General features: G+C 61.7%; 17 protein-coding genes. 3 read left to right on the top strand and 14 right to left on the bottom strand.

The window, feature by feature from the left end:
- Positions 1-39: 39 nt before the first annotated feature.
- The 7 genes from Q669_RS15600 to Q669_RS15570 all read right to left on the bottom strand — a co-directional run bounded on the left by Q669_RS15600 (position 40) and on the right by Q669_RS15570 (position 9181).
- Positions 40-393 (bottom strand): hypothetical protein, encoded by a 354-nt coding sequence (locus Q669_RS15600; protein ID WP_022992995.1) that lies wholly within the window; start codon positions 391-393, stop codon positions 40-42.
- Entirely contained in the window at positions 390-902 is a 513-nt protein-coding gene (locus Q669_RS15595) for a hypothetical protein (protein ID WP_022992994.1), read from the bottom strand. The genes Q669_RS15600 and Q669_RS15595 overlap by 4 nt, the downstream gene beginning before the upstream one ends.
- Complete coding sequence (locus Q669_RS15590; RefSeq protein ID WP_022992993.1) at positions 899-5488, bottom strand: minor capsid protein; 4590 nt, start codon at positions 5486-5488, stop codon at positions 899-901. The genes Q669_RS15595 and Q669_RS15590 overlap by 4 nt, the downstream gene beginning before the upstream one ends.
- Positions 5488-6996, bottom strand: a complete 1509-nt coding sequence (locus Q669_RS15585) for a phage portal protein (protein WP_036149915.1) — start codon at positions 6994-6996, stop codon at positions 5488-5490. Before Q669_RS15585 ends, Q669_RS15590 begins: the two co-directional genes overlap by 1 nt.
- Before the next feature lie 114 nt (positions 6997-7110).
- Complete coding sequence (locus Q669_RS15580) at positions 7111-8634, bottom strand: terminase large subunit domain-containing protein (RefSeq protein ID WP_022992991.1); 1524 nt, start codon at positions 8632-8634, stop codon at positions 7111-7113.
- Positions 8634-8912 carry a hypothetical protein gene (locus Q669_RS15575; protein WP_022992990.1) on the bottom strand — a complete coding sequence of 93 codons (279 nt, stop codon included), beginning with the start codon at positions 8910-8912 and terminating at the stop codon, positions 8634-8636. The genes Q669_RS15580 and Q669_RS15575 overlap by 1 nt, the downstream gene beginning before the upstream one ends.
- Positions 8909-9181 (bottom strand): hypothetical protein, encoded by a 273-nt coding sequence (locus tag Q669_RS15570; protein ID WP_022992989.1) that lies wholly within the window; start codon positions 9179-9181, stop codon positions 8909-8911. The genes Q669_RS15575 and Q669_RS15570 overlap by 4 nt, the downstream gene beginning before the upstream one ends.
- A 140-nt stretch (positions 9182-9321) precedes the next feature.
- Here Q669_RS15570 and Q669_RS15565 point away from each other — a divergent pair, with 140 nt between their 5' ends.
- Genes Q669_RS15565 through Q669_RS15555 form a run of 3 tightly spaced genes read left to right on the top strand, consistent with a single transcriptional unit; the run spans position 9322 to position 10819 of the window.
- Positions 9322-9516 carry a hypothetical protein gene (locus Q669_RS15565; RefSeq protein ID WP_022992988.1) on the top strand — a complete coding sequence of 65 codons (195 nt, stop codon included), beginning with the start codon at positions 9322-9324 and terminating at the stop codon, positions 9514-9516.
- A 33-nt stretch (positions 9517-9549) separates the two neighbouring features.
- Positions 9550-9924, top strand: a complete 375-nt coding sequence (locus Q669_RS15560; RefSeq protein WP_011367834.1) for a hypothetical protein — start codon at positions 9550-9552, stop codon at positions 9922-9924.
- Positions 9905-10819 (top strand): tyrosine-type recombinase/integrase, encoded by a 915-nt coding sequence (locus tag Q669_RS15555; protein ID WP_022992987.1) that lies wholly within the window; start codon positions 9905-9907, stop codon positions 10817-10819. Before Q669_RS15560 ends, Q669_RS15555 begins: the two co-directional genes overlap by 20 nt.
- A 600-nt stretch (positions 10820-11419) precedes the next feature.
- On the opposite strand, the gene Q669_RS15550 is transcribed toward Q669_RS15555, so the two are convergent.
- The 7 genes from Q669_RS15550 to Q669_RS15520 form a co-directional block, all read right to left on the bottom strand.
- Entirely contained in the window at positions 11420-11920 is a 501-nt protein-coding gene (locus Q669_RS15550) for a hypothetical protein (RefSeq protein ID WP_022992986.1), read from the bottom strand.
- A 91-nt stretch (positions 11921-12011) separates the two neighbouring features.
- A complete protein-coding gene (locus tag Q669_RS15545; RefSeq protein WP_022992985.1) occupies positions 12012-12290 on the bottom strand; it encodes a hypothetical protein in 279 nt (92 codons plus the stop codon).
- A 3-nt stretch (positions 12291-12293) separates the two neighbouring features.
- A complete protein-coding gene (locus tag Q669_RS15540) occupies positions 12294-13064 on the bottom strand; it encodes a hypothetical protein (RefSeq protein ID WP_022992984.1) in 771 nt (256 codons plus the stop codon).
- A 487-nt stretch (positions 13065-13551) separates the two neighbouring features.
- Positions 13552-16866 (bottom strand): CHC2 zinc finger domain-containing protein, encoded by a 3315-nt coding sequence (locus Q669_RS15535; RefSeq protein WP_022992983.1) that lies wholly within the window; start codon positions 16864-16866, stop codon positions 13552-13554.
- On the bottom strand, positions 16863-19091 hold the full coding sequence (locus Q669_RS15530) for an AAA family ATPase (protein ID WP_036149884.1): 2229 nt from the start codon (positions 19089-19091) through the stop codon (positions 16863-16865). Before Q669_RS15530 ends, Q669_RS15535 begins: the two co-directional genes overlap by 4 nt.
- Positions 19043-19525 (bottom strand): ERCC4 domain-containing protein, encoded by a 483-nt coding sequence (locus tag Q669_RS15525; RefSeq protein WP_011367843.1) that lies wholly within the window; start codon positions 19523-19525, stop codon positions 19043-19045. Before Q669_RS15525 ends, Q669_RS15530 begins: the two co-directional genes overlap by 49 nt.
- Positions 19525-19998, bottom strand: a complete 474-nt coding sequence (locus tag Q669_RS15520) for a DUF669 domain-containing protein (protein ID WP_013219083.1) — start codon at positions 19996-19998, stop codon at positions 19525-19527. The genes Q669_RS15525 and Q669_RS15520 overlap by 1 nt, the downstream gene beginning before the upstream one ends.
- Between the last annotated feature and the right edge of the window lie 6 nt (positions 19999-20004).

Genomic DNA, 20004 nt, shown 5'->3' with positions numbered 1-20004 from the left:
CGGAAGCGTCGGCGATGTGTCGGAGGGTGACGGCGAATTTCAGCGGGCGGGATTCAGCCGGGCCAGAACGGCCTTGCCGCAGGCGTCGAGGGAGGAGTATTCGTCGCTCTCGGTGATCTCGGAAAAGACCCCGTCGTAGGGAGAGCGGGACAGCCGGTGGTATTCGAGAAAATCCGCCGGAAGCGAGGTGGCCCCGGCCTCGACCAGACGGTTGACCACCCAGACGGCCTCATCCTTGCGGTCGGCAAGCCCGTTCGGCCCCCGGTCGAGGTAATACATCTCCACATCCAGGCCGGGTCCCGGCCCCTGAACCCAGACGCCCACGGGCACGTATTCCGGGACGGTGGCTTGCCGGTCGGCGACTATCGAGTCGATCATATAGCGCAGTTTCATGACCAGTCCTCCGCGATCCAGAGATGTTCGGCCAGAAGCTGGTCGTCGATCCGGCGGAATCTCTCGGCGTTTTTCTTCCTGTAGGAGATCCAGCGTTGCCAGTCCGCCGCGAGTTCGGGCTCCGAGACCGGCTCGATCATTTCGACATGGTGAATGCGGCCCAGGTCGTCGGTCAGCTCGACAATCAGCCACCCTTCGGCCTTCTTACCGTCGTGTTCGGCTGTCAGTGTGTCTTCGACCCGGACATCCACCACCTTGATGGTGTGGGCGTGCTGGAAGCCCTCGTCGTAACCGAGTACCTTCCACAACAGCCAGAAATCGGTGCGCAGATGGTTGCCAGCAGCGTCGAAATGGGGTGCGATCCGGGTGACGGTGAAGCTGTCCACCAGGGTATCCAGGAAGAGATCCCCGGATTCTCTGACCGTCATGCGGCTGCCCCGGTTGTTGAACCAGTGCAGCGCTTCCTGCAGCCGCCGTTTCTCCTGTTCGATAAAATCCTTCATGGTCATTGTTTGCGTTTGCTCCAGCTTTGCGGGGTATGGACGATGTCCTCCACCTTGCGCCCGTCGGGCAGTATCTTGATGCCGCGCTGGGTGAAACTCTGGATGATCTCCCGGCGTTCGTTGTCGCTTCTGGCCACGATGAACTCGATGTTGTCCAGCAGCGTCACCGAGTATTTGAAGATGGTCTCGTTGCCATGGCGCTGCGAGAATCGCTTCCAGTCGTCGATGCTGGCTCCCCGGTTGCGCTGCACGTAGTCGTCGATCACCTTGCCGTAGGCGTCATGGTCATAGCTGATGGCGTCCATGCGCCGCAGCATCTGTTTCTTGAAGTAGAGGGCCGGTGAGGCGTCACTGGCCGGTTGCTTCTTGATGCGGGTGAAGAAATAGCTCGCGCCCCCGGTCTGCATGTCGGCCACCGGGGACATTCCTCCCGGAGCCACGCCCATGCGCATCTTCTCGACCGTGCTGACCATGGCTCCGTTGTTCTCCATGATCGAGTCGATGAAGCCGGACATGCTCTCACCGTTGGTCAGATCGTGGACCAGCGAATAGCCCTTCATCTGTTTTTCCAGGTCCTCCTCGGTGATGTCGAACCGGAGCTGGTGCCGGTATCCGCCCTTGGCGTCGCGGTCCAGAAAACCCGCCTGGTATTCGCCCAGCGGGTTGTATCCGGAAAGCTGGGTGATGTCCTGGACGCCAAGTTCCTTTTGCCAATAGCCGCGCAAAGCCTGGACCCGCTCGGTGGTGGTGGCGTTGCGGTCGTCGAGCGATTTCTGCAGTCGTTTGTAGTCGGCGCTCTTGTCGGTCTTGCGGATGTAGGCGAGCTTTTCGAGGTACATCTGCTCCGCGTTTTCCGCCGTGGCCACCCGGGTATCGATCCCAAGCTGTTCGAGCTTTTCCAGCATCGCCTCGACCCGTCCGGGGGTAGCGTCGCCGTCCAGGATCATTTCCAGCTCGCCGCGCTGGGCATAGAGGTTGGTGTCGGACCAGGGGCGATAGCGGACCCGGGTTCCGTCCTCGAAGGTGACGGTGTACTGGTGCCCGTCCTGCATGCGGGAGTTGTGATTGAACAGCGTCCGGTTGTCGATGTCGTCGGCCTCGACGGTAATGGTGCCGGAACCGATCCTGCGCTTGGTGTGGGTCACCTTGCCGCGTTCCACCTTGAAGGGCGGTTTCTCCTTGGGTTTCTGCGCGTCGAGCTTGGGCAGATACTGCTCGAAAACGCCATTGGTGGCCCGGTCCCAATCGACGGACTCCTCAATCTCCTTCACCCATTTCAGATAGTGGTCCGCCATCTCCTTGACCTTGGGGTCGGCGCTCTTTTGCAGGGTCTCCAGTTTCTTGCGCAGGCGCAGGGCCTTGTCGATCTTGGTCCGGTTGTACTTGCCGTCGCCCACGTGAAAGTTGACGTTTTTGACGGCGTCCAGAATCGTCGGAAAGAAGCTGTCTTCGACCAGCGGTTGTCCCTTTTCCCCGGCCGCCGTCTGCACATACCTGCGCAGCACCTCGTCGATGCGGCGGTCGGTGTCCGGCCGGATCTTCATCTTGACCACGGTGCGCTTCTTCCCCTTGAAGCTCTCAGTGAAGATCAGCGCGTTCTGGTCCTCCACGTCGCCGCTGTCGAAGGGCAACGTCTTGCCTTGCCAGCCGAGTTTGCGGGCCTCCTCGACCAGGGTCTCTTCGGCGGAGGAGAGCAGCTTTTTCTTGCCGGTGGCGGTACTCAGCTTGTCGAAACGGAAGCCCCGATCCCTCAGCACATCGGCGTAATAACCCTCGAAGTCCCGCCGGAGATTGTGTTTCCGCTCCAAGGCCAGATCGTAGAAATGCCGCAGCCCGGCCGGGTCCTTGGCGAACCGTCCCTCGGCGTAAGGCCGCAGCAGATCGAGGTAATCCTCGTCGGCGATCTTTTCGACTTCCTGGATGTAGCGCAGGGTCGCTTTCGGATCGACCCGTACCTTCCCTTCCTTGGCCGCCCGGAAGACCTTGTTGTAAAACGGCTCTTCCTCGCCGCAGACGCCGTTGGGGTGATAGTCGATCGAGAGCTTGTCCTGACCCAGAAACTTGAATGCCTGGCCTTTGTCGATGCCGTAGACGCGACCGTCCCGGGCGCGGATGAATTGCTTGGAGTGTCCGTCGTGGTTGGCGATCAGCCAGTCGACCACATGCTCGCGCTGGATCTGCTCCAGTTCGATGGTGGTCAGATCCTGGGGCAGAATGTTGCGAAAATCGAAGTCGTCCCGCAGATCGGTACGCCATTTCTGGATGGAGCCGGTGCGGCCGTTCAACTGGATGGTGCGCACCTCGATGGAATGGGGGTCGATCAGGCGGCCGATTTTGTAGGCTGCTTCCTCTCCGAAGGCGATGAACTCGTCGTCCTTGCGCCCAATGGGCTTGAACAGCCATTTGTCGCCGTTCTCATCGGTCCAGAACTCCTTTTCGTGTGCGCCGCCGACAGCGGCCTTGCCGGATTTCTTGAACTTCGAAGGCAAACCCTTCTGCTGCCATGCGTTATCGTCGGTGGCGAACTCCGCGCCTTTCTTGACGATCTTGGGCTCGGGCGGATTGACCGGACTCGGTTGTGGAGCCGGTTTCGGCGGCTCTTTCTTCGTCGTGGCGGGCTTGGCAGAAGCGGTTTTCTTCTTGCCGCCATGTTTTTCGGCCCAGGCGGCATGCTTGGTGTCGATGCTGGCCTGAACCGCCTTGATTTTCGCGGGATCGGTCTCGGTGAAGAGCGTTGTCAGCTCGTCTTTGTTGGCCCACTGCCAATACTGAACCTTGGTCTCCTTGGCGAGCGTCTTGAGCTCCGTCGATTTCAGCTTGCCGACCTGGTCCTGGAAGAGCTGTTTCTTGAGGGCGATTTCCTTGCTGTGGGCCGCCAGCAGATCCTGGGGTAGATCGGTGCCACCGGAAACCGCCTGTTCCGCCTTGGCAATCGCGTCGAGGAAATCCTTGTAGCCGGTCGGCGTGTCGGGAACGACCACGGCCTTGGCGGCGTCTTCGAGTGCCGTTTTCTGTTTCAGGAGCAGCTTTTGTTTGGCCTCGTCGACCGCCTTTTTCTTGACCGACTCGGCCATGTCGGCACCGGCCTTCTTCTGCAGCGCCTCAACGAGCTGCTGCTTGTTCTTGAGGATGCCGATGCCGTGCTTCTGTTTGGCCGCCGCGAGTTCCTTGCCCATCAGGCCGCTGTGATCCACGCCGGGTTCCAGCTTATCCAGCAGCTCGATGGTCTCCTGCTTGGTCATGTTGAGGGAGATACCGTTCTCCTTCGCCATCTCCTTGAGCTGCTGAGCGGTCATGCCATCCAGCCCCTCGGCGGGAGGAATCTTCGCCATCTGGGCGGCGAGCAGCTTGGCCTGTTTGAGTTCCGCCTGCTTCAGTCCGAGAAGCTCGACCAGTTCTTCCTTGGTCCGCAACAAACCGATCTTGTGTTCCTTGAGCTTGGCGCTGAGCGCCGCTCCGGCCAGGTCGCCGTGATCGATCCCCGGTTCGGCCAGATCGAGCAGCTTGATGAAATCGGCCTTGGTCCGGGCAATGGCCACGCCGTTCTGTTTCGCCAGGGTCTGGAGCTGTTTGACCGTCAGCGAACCGAGGTCGGCGATATCGCCGTTTTCAAAGGCGCTCTTGAGCTTGGCGTTCTCCTTGGCCTGGGCGTCGGCCATGCCTTCCAACACATGGGGCGGGAGAATGCATGCGTCCCCCTGCGATGCCTGGGCGGCGGCCTTGGCGGCCATCTCGCTACCGCAGACGGTCATCGGCCAGGCCACGATGTTGGTGCAGCGGCAGTGTGGATGCGCGGGTTGCTGGGGGAACTTGTCGATGGGAAAGGTCTTGCCGTCCAGGCCGCCGCAGACCGGGCACATGCGCTCGTCCTCCATGGCCAGCCATTCCAGCTTCTGGATGCCGACCCGCTCGTGGAACTTGAGCCTGCCCATGTTGTGGGCGCGGAGGACCTCGGTGCGGGCGATCATCTCCATGCGGTACTGCGCCTTGCTGAACACCCGGCTTCCGGCCTGGCGAAAGGAGTCCTTGTCGACGATCACCTTGCCCATGTCCCTGACGATGTCGTCGGCCCCCTTGCCCGTGGCGACGCCGTTCAGGATGGTGCGCTTGATGCCGTCTGCGAGTTCTCGGTGGACGTCACCGGCGAGCGTGAGGTTGTACTGCGCCATGAAGTCGAGGGCATTGGTGTCGACGATGGTGAACACCTTGGTGGCCAGCTTGTCGATGCCCTCGGGCTTCAGGTCGGCGTAGAACGGCAGCGCCGCGTCGGCGAGCTCTCCGATTCCCTGCTGGATACCGAGCTTGAAGGAGTCCTTGGTCGTCTTGCGAAAGACCAGGGTCTGCTCCCGCTTGAGCCGCTTCATGGTGTCGTCGAGTTCGAGCTGGAGCTTTTCCAGCCCCTTGAGGGCGGCGAGCTTGTTGTCCGGCAGGGAGCCTAGGGAGCGGTACTGGAGGATGGCGCGGGCGACCTCGTCTTCGGCCTGTTTCAGGGCCTGGGTGAGTTGGGCCGTGACCTGGTCGTTGTAGCGGTTGCGGGCCGTCAGGCTTTTCAGGGTGGCCGCCTGGATGCGCTGCTTAAGATCCGACGGCATCAGTGGGGCTCCCGGCGGTCGATGAAACGACAGGCCGGGGCGTCGAAGGTGCGCTCGCTGTTGTGAACCCGGCAGTGGTTGGTGTCAGCAATGAAGTGGCTGCACTCGTCGCACACGGCAGCAATGCCGGTGGACTCCAGGTCGCCTGACCAGACCAATGCCGCCTCCGCCGTGGGTTCATCGTCCTCGGCCGGAATCCCGAGCATTTTGCGGGCGCGAGGCACGCTGAGGATGCCGGAGACGACCATATCCACCACCGGCTTCACCTGCTTCTCGTCCATCAGGTCGATCTGCTTACGTTCGGTCTCGCGGTTGGCGGCCTCGATGTCCGGGTCCAGGTCCATCTTGAGCTGAAGGCTGGAGCGGCTGATGAGCTTGCGGTCGTAGAGTTCGATGAGGAGCTTCTTGAAATCGACCGCGTCGCTGGGGTCGAGGTCGTTGAAGATAAACTGGATGCTCTTGTCGCCATGGCCGTTCAGCTCCATCCAGTCGTCGAACACCCAGTCGAGGAGCTTGCGTGCGGCCTGTTTGATCTCGCGGATCATGACCATCATCTTCTGCATGCTCACCGAGGCGGTGGCGAAATTCGGGCCGTCTCCGGTCACCAGCGAGCGTGACAGCCCCAGGGCCACCACTATGTCTTCCTTCACCTCTTTGACCTTGTCCTCGACGTTGAGTACCTGGCCGTCCGTGCCGTGGGTTTCGACATTGACGTAGAACGGGACCACCAGGCCGCTTTTCATGTCCATCTTGTTGACCATGTCGCGGACCTGTTCGAGCATCCGCTGGTCCGGCATCACCATCTTCTGGCCGAACGCGCCGCCCACCTTGAGCAGGCGAAAGGGCGTGGCCCAGCGCTTGGCGATGGCCTGTTCGGCCCGGCGGTAATCGCGCAGCAGTTCGATGGCTTGAAAGGCTGGAAGCACGAGGGAGTTGCCCCGGGGCGAGAAGGCCGGTGCGTCCCATTTGAGGTGGACCACCTGTTCGACGGGCAGCGGGATGGATTCCCCGCCGCCGGGGGTGTCCTCGGGAAATTGCCGGGCCTCGATCAGTTCGCCCTGGGCGTATTTGACCTTGACCGAAACCGGGTTGACGCAGACCAGCTCCTCGATGTCCTGGCCGGACTTGGTAAAGCGCTTGAAGCCGATGGCGTCGCCTTTCACCAGGAGCTGAAGAACCATGTCCTTGATGAACTGCGAGACGTTCAGCCGCCAGGCGGCCTCCAGTGCCTGCTCCTTGAGGGTCTCGTCATCGCTGGTGATCTTGATCTCGTCGCCCACGGCGAAGGTGCGCCAGGAGTTGACGCAGTTCTTCACCAGCGGCTCCTCGACGTAGTATTCCCAGGCCTTACGGGCGCGTTCTTCCCAGGTGGTAGGAATCGCTTCGGCGGCGTTCACCTTGGCGAAGGCGGCCGAGTCGAGCGCTGCCGCTGCGGCCAACGGTGCGATGACAAAGCCGGTGGTATCCAGGCTTTCGGGTTGTTCGTCCTGATGGGCGGTGCTTTCCACGTGATCCTCTCGGTAGTTTCGGCCATGACAGCCGCACATTCGGCCCGTGTGGGCCGAACCCGGCTCGATGCCGGTTACTTACCGGAGCGGGGTGGAAAGCGTCGGAGGATGCGGTCAGATGAAGACCGGGTTAGTGAGGATCGGCTTAAGCGAGACCACCTCTTCGCCGACCGGGTCGAGGTTGCCTTCCTCCCGGATCAGCATGGCGCAGCGCACCGCGTCGATGATGTGGTCGTTGCCCTTGGAATAGATGATCTTGCCGTCCCGCAGGGTGTAGGTGTGGGTGGTGAACTGGTCTTCCACCTCCAGGTCGTCCGAGGGGAAAATGACCTGCTTACGCTGTAGGGCTCCGTTGATGAGGCTGGTCATCAGCTCCTTGGTTCGCTTCTTGATTTCCTTGCCGTCCCGCACCGCCAGCCGGGTCATGCCGCCGAAGTCGTATCCCTTGAGCCTGCCTTCCAGCTCCAGCCCTTTGTACTTGTCCAGGGTGAGCAGCTCCTGAACCACCGCCAGACCGTTTCCGCCGTTGTCCACGCCAATGCCCGCCGGGGTGTAGTACCGCTCCAGCAGCGCAATGATCTGGGCGATGTGCGGATAGGAAACGTGTTCAAGATGCACGCGCAGGATCATCTTCAGCAGCGTCCGCTCGCCGACCTCCATCTCCTGAAATACGACGATCTCGGTGGGGTCGTTGGTGTAGCCCAGGTCGCCGCCGACCCAGAACTGCCCGCTGCGGGGAGTGAGGTTGAGCAGCATCTCCAGCCGGTCGTGGGCCGCTTCCTCGGTATCGCAATCGCGTAGCTCGGAATCGGTGATGACGATCTTCTGATACTCCAGCAGATCCTGCCGACAGAGGTTGAACTGCTCGACATTGAAGGCCCCATAGGAAGGCTTGCCGTGTTCACCGGCCACCTCGTGCTGCCAGCCGGAACTGTCGCGGCCGCCGTAGAACTCCAGCAGTTCGGCCTCGCGATCTTCGGTCCACAGGGGATTGAGCCAGGACGGCCAGCGGAACACATGGAACTGATCCGACGAGGTGAGCCGGTAATAGGTTGTGTCGCGCAGGCCGTTGGGTGTGGAGTAGATGCGTAGCGTCCCCCCGGCCTTGAGGCACTGGCGCAGCGCCTTCCAGGCCCGTTCGGTCAGCCAGGCTCCTTCATCGACCCAGACGCGGCCCACGTGCAAGGACCGAAAGGCGTCACCATAGGCCCCGGCCGGGCGGAAATAGAGCACCGAACCGTTGGTGAACTCCAGCCGGAAATAGGGTTTGCGGTGGATCTTCGGCTTGCCGTACTTGGTCAGAGCGATGCTGTTCATCAGATCCGGGTTGCTGTCGAGCTGGAACTCGATCTCTTCGATGATGGTATCGAGGTGCCCCTGGTGCGGAGCCGCGATGAGGCCCTGGCCGCCCCGGGTGGTGAAGGCGTAATGGAGCGCGTCGGTCGAGAGCACGATGGACTTGCCCACGTCCCGGCCGTCGAGGTGGATGATGTTCTTGGCCGGGCAGCGCAGGTCCTCCACCTGGTGCGGCCAGTAGTCGCGGCCTGAGCCATCCCGGTTGTAGAGGTAGGCTTGCCCCCACAACACGGGATCGCTCAGGGTCGCCGCGAGTTTGCGCTCCTTGTCGGTTACCGCCATCAGTGCATTCCCGTCCTCAAGGCGTTGCCGAGGATGGTGCCCACCAGTTCCGTCAGGATCTGCTGCACGGCCAGTGTGTTCTTCCGGTCGTGGACAGCCTCCTGAATGTCGATGATGGCCTGGTCCAACTCAGCCCAGGCCAGGTACTGCTGCTGGGCCGCTTCCAGACGGCCGAGGGCGTTCTCTATCCGTCCCGCCGCCAGCTCGGTGCCGATTTCGACCAGGGCCTCACCGGCCTGACGAACGGCATCGCTGTTCTCCTGAAGAATCTCTTTCATTGGCCTGCCTCCTGGTTCGTGCCGTTGGCCCACTGGTCAAGGGCGTCCACGGCGGTCTGCAGGCGCAGACCGACTCCGGTCAGGCGCTCGGCGTCCGGGTGGCCGACCTCGCGCAGGGCCTTGTTGGCCTCGGTCACGTACTCGGGCGTGTGGCGGTTGACGGTGGCCACCGCCGACTGGATCTGGGCAGGTGGCCGGTAGGTGGCGCAGCCGGTCATGATCCCGGCCAGGGCCAGTGGGATGGTCCATTCGAGGGTCTTCTTCAACATGTTGATCTCCTTTGGGTTATGGGTTTGGGGCACATGCAGAAAGATCTCTGCAAACACTTGATTTCCAACGAAATAGAAGCGTCATTGGATGTGACGCGGGATGGTCCCGCATCCACGAAAACCGGAACCGGAGGCAGGCCATGACCTACGACAGAAACCGCCAGCAGGCACTCAAGGCGTACCGAGAAAAGCAGGAGAACATCACCCGGCTGATAGAGGGCATTCGCGGCAAGCTCGAAGCGGACGCGAAGCAGCCGGACATCACCTGGGCGAGCGTCGGCTCCCTCGGTCACGTCGAGGAACTGCTGCGGGAGCTGGAGGAGTTCCTGTCCTGAACACACCGGGCCACCGACAAAGGAGACATCGACATGACCGAATGCACCGTGCATCAAGCCGCCGAGGCTTTCATCGGCCACCTGCGGGAATCCGGAAAGAAGGAGCGGACCCTCTACACCTACCGGAAGGATCTCGACGCGGTGGAGGCCTTCTTCGGCGCGGATCGCCAGCTCGCCGAGATCCGGCTCCCCCAGGTCGGAAAGTTCTACAAGTCCGACCTGCTGCTCAAACTCCCTGACGGCAAGGAGCGGGCCGAACGCACCGTCGCCAAGACCGTCCGGGTGTTCCGCATGATGATGGTTTGGGCCAGGGAGTCGGGGCGCATCGAGGAGCTGCCGCTGCCCAAGAGCACGCCCATGGGCCACAGCCGGGTGAAGGAGTCCAGCGATGAGCAACCGAACGGCTGACCTCGGTCTGACGGGCGCGACAGAGGCGTTCTGTGCCCGCCTGTCGGCCGAAGGACGCTCCCCTGCGACCATAGCCGCATACCGCCGGGACCTCGCCCTGGTGGCCCGCGTGGCCGAAGAGCTGGTCCCGGGCATCGTCTGCCGGGCGGTCACGGCCGGGCTCCTCGACCAGGTGTTTTCCGCCGGGGCGGTCACCGAGAGCGGGCGAGGCCCACGCTCGGCGGCTTCGCTCCATCGGATGAAGGCTGCGGTGCGGGCCTTTTTCGCCTGGGCCGCCGAGGCTGGCGTGGTCGATGACAATCCGGCCCGGTCCATCCGCATGCATCGGCTGCCGAGAAAGCTGCCGGTTTTCCTGACCGCCGCCGAAAAGAAACGTCTTCTCAAGGAGCTCAAGGGGCGGACCGAGTTCTCCGCGCTGCGCGACCGCGCCATGATCGAGGTGCTGCTGGGCACCGGGATCAGGCTTGGCGAGCTGGCCGCGCTCGACATGGATGACATCGACCTCGACGCCAAGCATCTGCGGGTGCGGGCCAAGGGAAATGTGCCGCAGGTCAAGTTCATCAAGACCGACCTCCGCACATTGCTGCGCCGTTACCTGGCCGAGCGTCGTCGACATGGCCGCCCAGAAATGGAAGCCCTGTTCCTGTCGAACCGGGACGGCAGACTCTGCCAGCGGCAGATAGCCAACCGGCTCGCCCACTGGCTGCGGAAAGCCGGGATCGAAAAGGAACTGACGCCGCACGGGCTGCGGCATACCTTCGCCACCCACCTCTACGGCGCGACAAATGACCTGCTCGTGGTGCAGCGGGCCTTGGGGCACCGGGACGTTTCCACCACCCAGATCTACACCCACCTCGTGGACGGCCAGCTCGAGGAAGCCCTCGAACGCCTCTGATCCTTCCGGACCCGATGATGGGAGCGGCCTCGGCTGCTCCTGTTTTCGTTGGACGAGACAGTGTCGAAGACAGTGAATGACAGTGCCCGCAGAAGAACACATCCGCCGATGATGAATGATCATGATGATGGTTCTCAGCCTCCCTGGCAGAGCGGGAAATATCGATTGACCGTAATTTCTCCTTTTCTGTCTGTCGGCCGCACATCGCTATAACTGCTTGGCTTGTGCGCTCCGGGCGCGGAACACACATGGCAATATCTGCTTGGCTTATGTGAGGGCCGCTGCCGAAGGAATGGCTGTTTGCGGGGCCTGGCCGGTTCTGCCTGGGGCTCGACATGCCCATATTTACTTGGGTTGTGTGAGAGAGCTCCGGCGGGAACATGCCAATATCTACTTGGCTTATGCGGCTCGGCTTATGCGCAGACATGCCAAGCGGATATCGGGAGCTGCAGGAAGAAATCGAGGAGTGGGAATGATGATCGGCCGCCGAAGAATGCCGATTCCGAAAGTGCAAGGAACACGTCTTATCCGCAATTCCTGCTGAAGTCGTCTGCCGCAAGTCGCCGTGTGTCGGGGTCATCGGAAAAGACCTCCATGGTGTTATCCGCAATTCTTTCCGCGTTTCTTGCGGCCGGAGGGTTTCGCGCCCTGAGCGTTGGCGGCCTCAGCCACCTTCTCGAGCAGAGCCGCCGCCCATTCCGCCGGAGAGGTCTGCGGACCTTTCGGCTCCTCACCCTCACGGGCGATCTTGGTGGTCTTGAGATCCTTCATGTGGCAGCGGATCATCCGGTCGAGCTTCTCGGCAGCGTCGGTGTTCCCCTCGATCTGGGCGCGGACCAGCTTCACCGAGTAGACGCCCACCAGCTCCACCTGCAGGAAGTCGCTGGACTTGTTGAACTCGAAGTCCTGATTGAGGCGGTCGATGATCGCGTCGAACATGACCTTCTCTTCCGGTGTCAGGCAGCGGTCGGCAAAGATGCCGTGACGCAGCCGGTTCTGGTTGCCCTCGGGCGCACCAGGCCCGCGCCGGGGCGGTTCGGTCTTGCCCTCGTTGCGGTGCCAGCGGTCCAGCGTCTCTTTGTCCGGTTTGTTCAGTGCCACGTGGAAATCCTGCCGAATATTGTTTTCCCAAGCCGGGATGCGGGGCGGGAGGCCGATTTAGCCTCCAAACGCGCTCCCGCCGGTTCAGGGGTTACTTACCGGAAGCGGCGCTCAACTGTCGGTCCCGATCCTGTTTTCGTTCGGCGGCGATGATCTGATTGACTCGGCGGGTGGTCACACCGGCGAGGTTGGAGATCTCCTGGCTGCTGATCCCCTGCATATGAAGGGCAAGCACCAGGTCGCGGCGCTCCTGGTAAAACCTGCTCGGTGCCGGGACCCAGAGAATTCCGGTGTAGTGCTTCTGGATCTGCTCGAACAGTTCCTCGGGCAGGACATCCTTGGCGTTGGCGTAGCGTTTCTTTTTCTTCACGGCTCAATCCTCCACTTTCTTCATCCACGGCTGCGGCACGTCCGGGTTGTAGAACCGCAGCGTGCTGGGACGCCCGGACTTCGGCCCGTGGATAATTTCGATAGAACGCTCGGTGACCTCGCCAATCTCCTGATCGCCATCGACGAAGCAGACCAGACCGTAGTCCTCGCCGCAGGGAAACCGGAACCGGCCCTGGTTCTGATAGAGGCGTGCCTCGGACCAGCCCTTGGCCATGGCCTCCTCACGGATGGTGTCGACCTTGGCGACAGCCTGGGAAGTCACCGGCTGCTTACATTTCCAAGCTTGGTTCCCGGGATAAATCCAGTCCTTTCTGGGAACTTCGACGGGTTTCTCCTGGGGCTCGGGACGAAGCGCGGGTGGCCGGTAGTTCTTCGGAGAAAAGGAGTGCAGGACCTCCTGCAGGCTATCCTTGCCGAACTCCCGGATGGCCAGCTCCTGCAGGGCGTTGAATCGCTGCCGTAGCGTATTCCAGGTATCCTCGGGGAGCTTTCCGGCCTTGTGCGCGGCTTGGGCGGTGACCATGCGGGAGCGTAGCCAGGCGAAGTATTCAGGCGACAGACGGCGACACAGCGTGCCGTCGATCTCCCTGTCTTCAGGCCAGTCGCGAGCGTCCTCGATCTCGTGGACATCGAGTCCGGTAGAGACATAGATGGCAGGCTGCGGTGGTTGCGGTGGTAATGATGGGGTTTCACATCCTGCCGAGGCTTCCTGCCCTCCGGCGGTGTGCTTGATCATGGTTTTCAGAAGGCTCATGGTTTCAGGCTCCAGAAATACGGGTTAATCGCTTTTCCCGTTACTTACCGGAGCAGCCCTGAAACCGTCGGTGACCAATAGCTGCGGTGGATATGTGCGGTGGCTGCGGTGGTCGTGCGGTGGAAGGTTTTCTCGTCCCACCGCAGGGGGGGTGCGTTGTTTGTTTATTGTTTTTCGATAGTTATGAAGAAAGAGAAGATAGAGTGCGGTGGTTGCGGTGGTATTTTGGGAATGTCTCTCACGCTGGGCCAAAATTTCTCTGGCGGGAGCCGCCGAATCGATGAGTCAAAAAAATATTTCAGCCCATAGGGGGTGAGACCTCTGGATTTACCACCGCATCCACCGCAAAGGTACTGAAAGCCTTGTCTGGTAAGGGTTTGGCGTGCGGTGGTCATCCACCGCAAGGGACAGCGGTGTTCACCGCACCACCGCAAAAGAAAAGGACGCCCGAGAGCGTCCTGGATGATTTCGTCAGTATGGGGTGGAATCAGAGATTGGCGGCCTTGACTATCCGGTACTCGAAATTCTTGGTGTGGGCGTTGCGCTGCCGGTCGATGTCGAACCCGGCGTCCCGGATGACGTCCAGGTCGTTGCTGATGCGCCGACCAAGCTGGGCGGGCTTCTTGTATTCGAACTCGAGGTTGAATTCCCGGCCGACCCTGCGCAGCGCAGCGAGCAGCCTTCCCGCAGACACCGGTTCCATGGTGTTCTCGTTCTCGAACCTCACCTGGTAGCGTTCGATGAACCCCACCACATGGTTTGCCCGGTCGTCCTCGCCGTAGCGGGCCTTCTCATCCAGCTCCACCGCGTTCCGATAAGCGTGGAAGAGCGACGCCAGCGCCGTTGCGATGGGGTTCGACTCCCGCGCCATCTCCTGACTGGTGTCGTTGATAGAATGGATCTGCTCGATGAACAGCGGGCTCAGCTCCTCGAGTCCGGTGGTCACTTCGTGTTCCTCGGACCCGGCCAGCATCATCAGGTACATCAGGCTCAGATAATCGTTGCACCGGCGCTTGCCATGGGTCGGCATGGTTCGGTGCAGCAGGCGCATGACCTGTTTCTGGGCTCCGTCCCGGATCATCGCCAGAACATAACTGGTTCGCTTCATGATGGCCGAGATGATCAGGTCCCGGTTCTGCTGGATGGCGGAAATGACCTCCGATTCCAGAAAGCAGTCGCTTGCCTGGTTGGCGAGGTCGAAGTTGATGACGAAGGACCTCGACAGAATCTCCGAAAGTTCCCCGCACAGCGGCTCGATGCCGGTGGTGTTCAGCAGGCATTTGGTCCGCTCGGTGATGGTCTCGCTGTCGGTGCCGCTCTTGCGTTTCTCCTTGGCGATGCCGGTGATGCTGGTCAGCATGAAGGTGGTCAGGTCCTCGGTCATCTGCTTGACCTCGATGTTGTCGAGGACGATGAGCGGGTTCTGCGAACCGTCGGTGTAGTTCGCAGCGTCGGTGGCCTTCTTGTGCTGGGGCTCGCCATAAAGCAGCGTCGACGTGATCTTGCTGGCGGTGGTCTTGCCCGATCCGGCCGAACCCTCGAAGCGGGTCATGGGCCGCGTCCCGGCGAAGTCGATCAGCAGGAAACAGGAGAGCCAGGAAAGGATGAGAAAGCGATCCCCCTGCGGGCAGGTCATGTTGCCCACCAATAGATCGACCAGGAGCCGGTCCGCCTCTTCGAGGTCGGCGTCGGGCAGGAATTTCAGCGGCTTCATCTTCCGCGAGCCGTCCAGGATGATGCCGTCCTCGTTGCCGCCGTTTTTCATGATCTGAATCTCGTCCGGGGTGATCTTGGCGATCTCGTGCTCCGGATTGTTCAGATTGAAATAGACGGTGTAGGAGGCCACATCGGTGTGCAGCCAGGAAAAATGGTCGCGCACCTGGCCACGGATCATGGCCAGGCTGGGCAGTACCTCGAAAAATGTTCGTCCGCCGTTGGAGGTCGGCACCATGCCCGTGTGTTTGTAGAGCATGGCCGCGTAATGGCGCTTGCGGCCCCGGTCCGGTGAATCCATCCAGTAGATGGCGTTATCGAAATACATGAACGGCTCGCCCTGCAGGGTGTGAAAGAACTGGGCACCGTTGGAGGTGAACCAGTCGTAGGCGGCCTCGGCGGCCAGGGTGTAGTCGGGAGCGCCGTTCTCCAGTTCCGTGTCGATCAGCACCTCGTCGACCCTGGCGCGGCATGATCCGGGCATCGCGCCGGACATCCGCTTGGCCTTTTTCTTTTCGTTGCGGAACTCGACCTTGCGGTCCTTCTGGATGGCGCGGATCTGTTCCTTCAGGGTGGCCATGGAAACACCACCGCCGATGCGCTCCTGCACCAGCTTCAGCAGGCGTGCCTGTTCCAGCGGCGACTGTTCGGAAATCTCCCCCAGAATCGGTTCGAGCAGGCGGTTGCGTTCTTCCTCTTCAGCGCCCTCGGGCAGCGAGCGCACGCCGAACTCGATGGGCGTGCTGGCCTCGGCGAGCAGGCGTTCGAAATCCTCCAGGGTATGCCCGGCGGCAATGTAATCGTTGACGTCGATCTTGGCGATGGCGAGAAGCGCCTCGGCCGCCTGGATTTCCTCGGCGGGACGTCCCGCCAGTAGCTTGGCCAGCTCCTTCGGCCCCACGCTCGCCGTCAGGCCGAAGCGTTCGGTCAGCTCCTGCCGGGCCGAGAGCTGTGTCTCCGACAAGGGCAGCGTCACCAGGCGGGTGTCGATTTTGTGTTCGGCCAGGGTGCGGGCGGTTTGCAGCGCCCCTTTGAGACCGGCCTGGGAGAGCTCGTTGTCCTGACAGATGTAGACGGTTTCGACGCCGCGCAGCTTGGGGATCAGGCGCTCCCAATCGGCGGCCCGGATGCGGACGGTGACCGGAGATACGGTGGGCAGGCCCAGTTGCATCAGCGCCAGGCAATCGGTCACCCCCTCGGTGATGATCACCTTGCCGGGCCGGGCCAGCAGACAGTCCTCGTTGAACAGCAGCGCGTTGTTGATGAAGTCTGCGACGTAGGGCCGCTGGTGCTCGTCATGAACCGGCAGTTTCTTGTATTTCCCTTGCTCCCAGCCCACGTCCGGGGTCCACGGCGTCTTGCGGCCGATCATGAACACTACCCGGCCACGGCTCCAGTAGGGAAAGACGATGCGGCGCTCGAAAAATGGCGTCAGGCCGTCCTGGCTGGTGGGACGGAAAGCGCCGGTCGCGGCGAGCTCCCGCTTGGAAAAACCGTCCTCACCCCCGGTCAGTTGGGCGACCGCGCCGGACGCGTTGTCCGCGTAGCCGATCAGGAGATCGTCGATGGTCTCCTCGCTCAGGGCGTATTTGGATTTCAGCCAGTCGAGGACCTCCGGCGACTCTTTGAGTCTGGCGTGGTAAAGCCTGGCCAGCGAGGTCAGCGCGTCCTTGACCCGCAGTTCGAAGGCACGGTCGGCCTCTGTCTGGGCCAGACGCTCCTGGCTGAGGCCATAGCGCGACAGCGGCGGCAAGCCCGCCTTCTTGGCGAGATAGTCCCGGGCCTGACGGTGGCTGTCCGGCATCGGACCGGATTGCCCGGCGGTGACCGAGCCCGTCTGAATGAACTCAACGAGCTGCAGCACATCACCGCCGACTCCGCAGCCGAAGCAGTACCAGCCCTGCTTGTCGAGCATCACGTGCAGCGACAGACGCGACTGGCTCTGATGGTTGGGGCAGTCGCACATCAAGCGCTGGCCGGTCTCTTGGGTGATCCGTCCCGGCAGGAGTGCCCGGGCCACGTCACCGATGTCCATCTCGGTGACGAGCCGGTAATACTCCCTGACGTTATCCGTTCCGCCCATACTCATTCGGCCTCCGCGACACGGGCGAAATCGGCCTCCGCGTGCTGGGCGGCGTCCAGAAACAGGGGCAGAAAGGTCCGGCGGTCATCCACCTGGCACCGTTTGGCGCAGTTCTGGATGCCCCAGTGATCACCCAGAACAATGGCGGTGCGCCGGGCGCGGGTCACCCCGGTGTAGAGCAGATTGCGGTGGTGCATGAAGGAATGCGCCTTGTGGACCACCACCACGGCGCAGGGGAATTCGGAACCCTGGGTTTTGTGGATGGTGAGCGCATAGGCGAGCTGCAGGTCCTGAAGGTCGGGCGAACCCTTTTCCATCTCCACCGGCATGCCGTCGAAGTCGATGACCAGGGTGCCGTTCGCGAGGACATCGACCACATAGCCGATGGCACCGTTCATCACATTCAGGTCGTAATTGTTCCGGGTCTGGATGACCTTGTCGTGCTTGAGAAACGGAGCGCGGCGGCCCATAGCGACCGGCGGTACCTCGGCGTTCCAGAGCTTGCGCTGGATGAGCCGCTGCAGTTCCTCGTTCAGTTCCTTGGTGCCGAGCGGCCCCTTGTGGGTCGGCGTCAGCACCTGCACGTCCTTGATGATGTCGAACCCCAGGGCGTCGAGCCGCTCCTGAAACAGCTCCAGCAGGAACGAGCGTGCCGCCATCGGGTCGGTGAACTGATCCACCAGATACCAATCCCGGCATCCGGCCACCGATGCCTCGCTAGTCTTGCGCACCTCGCCCTTGAGAACGGCGGTGCAGTTCTCCTTGAGGACGCCAGCCTGACGCACGACCTTATCGAGGATGACCGTGGGGATGGCGCGTGTCTGGATCAGATCGCGCAGGATGTTTCCGGGTCCCACCGGCGGAAGCTGGTTGTGGTCACCGACCAGCAGCACCGTGGTCCGCGACAGGTCGACTGCCTCGAACAAGTGCCAGGCCAGCGGCACGTCGACCATCGAAAACTCATCGACCACTAAGACGTCGGCATCGATGGGGTTCTCCTTGCTACGCGAGAAACCCTTGCCGTCATAGCCGAGCAGACGGTGGATGGTGGTGCCGCTACGGCCGCTGACTTCCTCCAGGCGCTTGGCGGCCTTGCCGGTCGGCGCGGCGAGCACGACCTCCAGGTCGCTCTCCTCGCAGATGGTGTTGATGACCGAAATGGTGTAGCTCTTGCCCGAACCGGCTCCACCCGAAATCAGGCTGATGCTGTGATTGAGGGCCGAGCGGACCGCGTCGAGCTGCTTCTCGTTCAGCGTTGATGCGCAGCGCCGAATCAGGGCATCGAGTTTCTTGACGGACTGGAAATGAGGATTCGGTGTTTCGGCCTGGCCGAACAACAAGGCCAGCTCCCGCTCCATGCGGACGATCTCCGGCAGAGCGACCACGAAACGTCCGCCGTGGGAATCGCAGGCAAGCGCCTGTTCTTCGATGAGCGCGTCGAGGGCGCTCTCGATACGGACCCGGCTGTCCAGGGCATCCATGACCAGCAGCAGATTGGCCTGATCCACCAGATCCTCGTATTCGATCCAGCAGTGGCCATTGTCCAGGGCATCACGGACGCAAAACAGCAGACCGGCCCGGATACGGGGAACGTGGTCCTTTGGGGTTCCCAGCTTGCGGGCGATCTTGTCGACCTTCTTGAAGCCGAATCCCCGGATCTCCCGAATGAGGATGTACGGGTCTTCTTTCAGAATATCGAGGCAATTGCCGCCGAGTCTTTCGACCAGGGTGGTGACCTGATGATGGGTCAGGCCGAATGCCGAAAGCCAGGCCATGACGGTGTTGACGCTGCGGTTCTTCAACCATTCGTCACGCAGCCGCTTGGCTGCATCCAGGGGCAATCGGGCTTTGAGGGCGATGCGCTCAGGGTCACTTAAAAGGGTTTCTTCAAAGGCGTCGCCGAAACTCTCGACGATCAATCTGGCCTTGGCCGGACCAATGCCCTTGATCTCCGGATGGTTGGCCAGATAGTGGATCAGCCCTTCCGGATCGAGTTCGAGGTCGTGCTCCATCCCGTCGACCTTGAACTGACGGCCGTATTTGGGATGGGTGGACCACGACCCGAGCAGGACCACAGGCTGATTTTCCCGGGCGAACAAATTGCCCGCGAACTGGACTTCCTCACCGGTCGGGGTGAGCAGTCGGCCTGCGGAGAACTTGGGTCCGGCATAGTAAACGCGCTCTATTCTTCCCCGGAGTCGCGCCGGGTTACTCTCATTTCTTTTTGGCATCTCGCGATCCTCCGGTGAAAACGTGTCAGGTACTCCTCGACAAAACGGCAGGCGGCCTGCCGGTCCGAGCAGAAGTAGACGGGGACACCGAAGTCGACGACGATGGAGGCGACCGTTCCGATCAGCGCGTGCGGGTGGGCATCGCTGCGGTAGCGGCCATCGACCAGATCGCGAAAGTTGCACTCGACAACCACGCAGGCGGATTCGTAGGCAGAGAGCTTTTCCAGCTCGCGGTGGAACCGCTTTCGCCCCCGGATGACGGTGGAGACGAAATCCGTCAGGGATTTACGCTCCACCGCCACCCGTTCCTCGAGGCCGACCAGTGAGTAATCACCGGCGGGCAGCGCTTTGCGAACTGCCGAAACCTTGTCTGTATCGAAGCTGTAGGGCTCCTGTTCGCGGGTGTCGACGACAACGGTGATCCGGTCCATCATCAGAACGGGATCATGTCGTCCATCGCCGCGCCGGGAGCCCCGGCATCGTCGGCCATGACAATGCGACGGTTGAAGTAGATGTTCTCGTTTTCACCGCGAGTGCGTTTGGTCACCTCCAGCTTGATGTTGAGAAGCTGCTCGAGGTGGCCCGGCAGGTCGGAGAGCTTCTGAAGCTGCAGCCCGCAGGTGTAGAGGTCCTGCTTGAGCCACTTGATGTTCTCGTTGCTGGCCATGACGTTGTTGCGCCAGAGCAGACGACCCTTGTGGGTCGGCGCGAGAATGCGCAGAGTCCATTTGAGCATGGGATTGCCCGAGGTCTGGGCGCGGGTCAGTTCGACCCGGTCGACGTTGACCTGGTACTTGCCGTCGGGGACGGCCTCGAACTCACGTTCCTCGACTTCGGCGGTTTCAAAGGCGTCGTCGAACTGCGCCAGGTCAAGGTTGCTGCTGGATTGGTTTTCGTAGTGTTCCATGGTCGG

The organism is Marinobacter sp. C1S70, from assembly GCF_000475355.1.
Classification (GTDB): Bacteria; Pseudomonadota; Gammaproteobacteria; order Pseudomonadales; family Oleiphilaceae; genus Marinobacter; species Marinobacter nauticus.
This window is presented reverse-complemented; position numbering and strand designations above follow the sequence as displayed.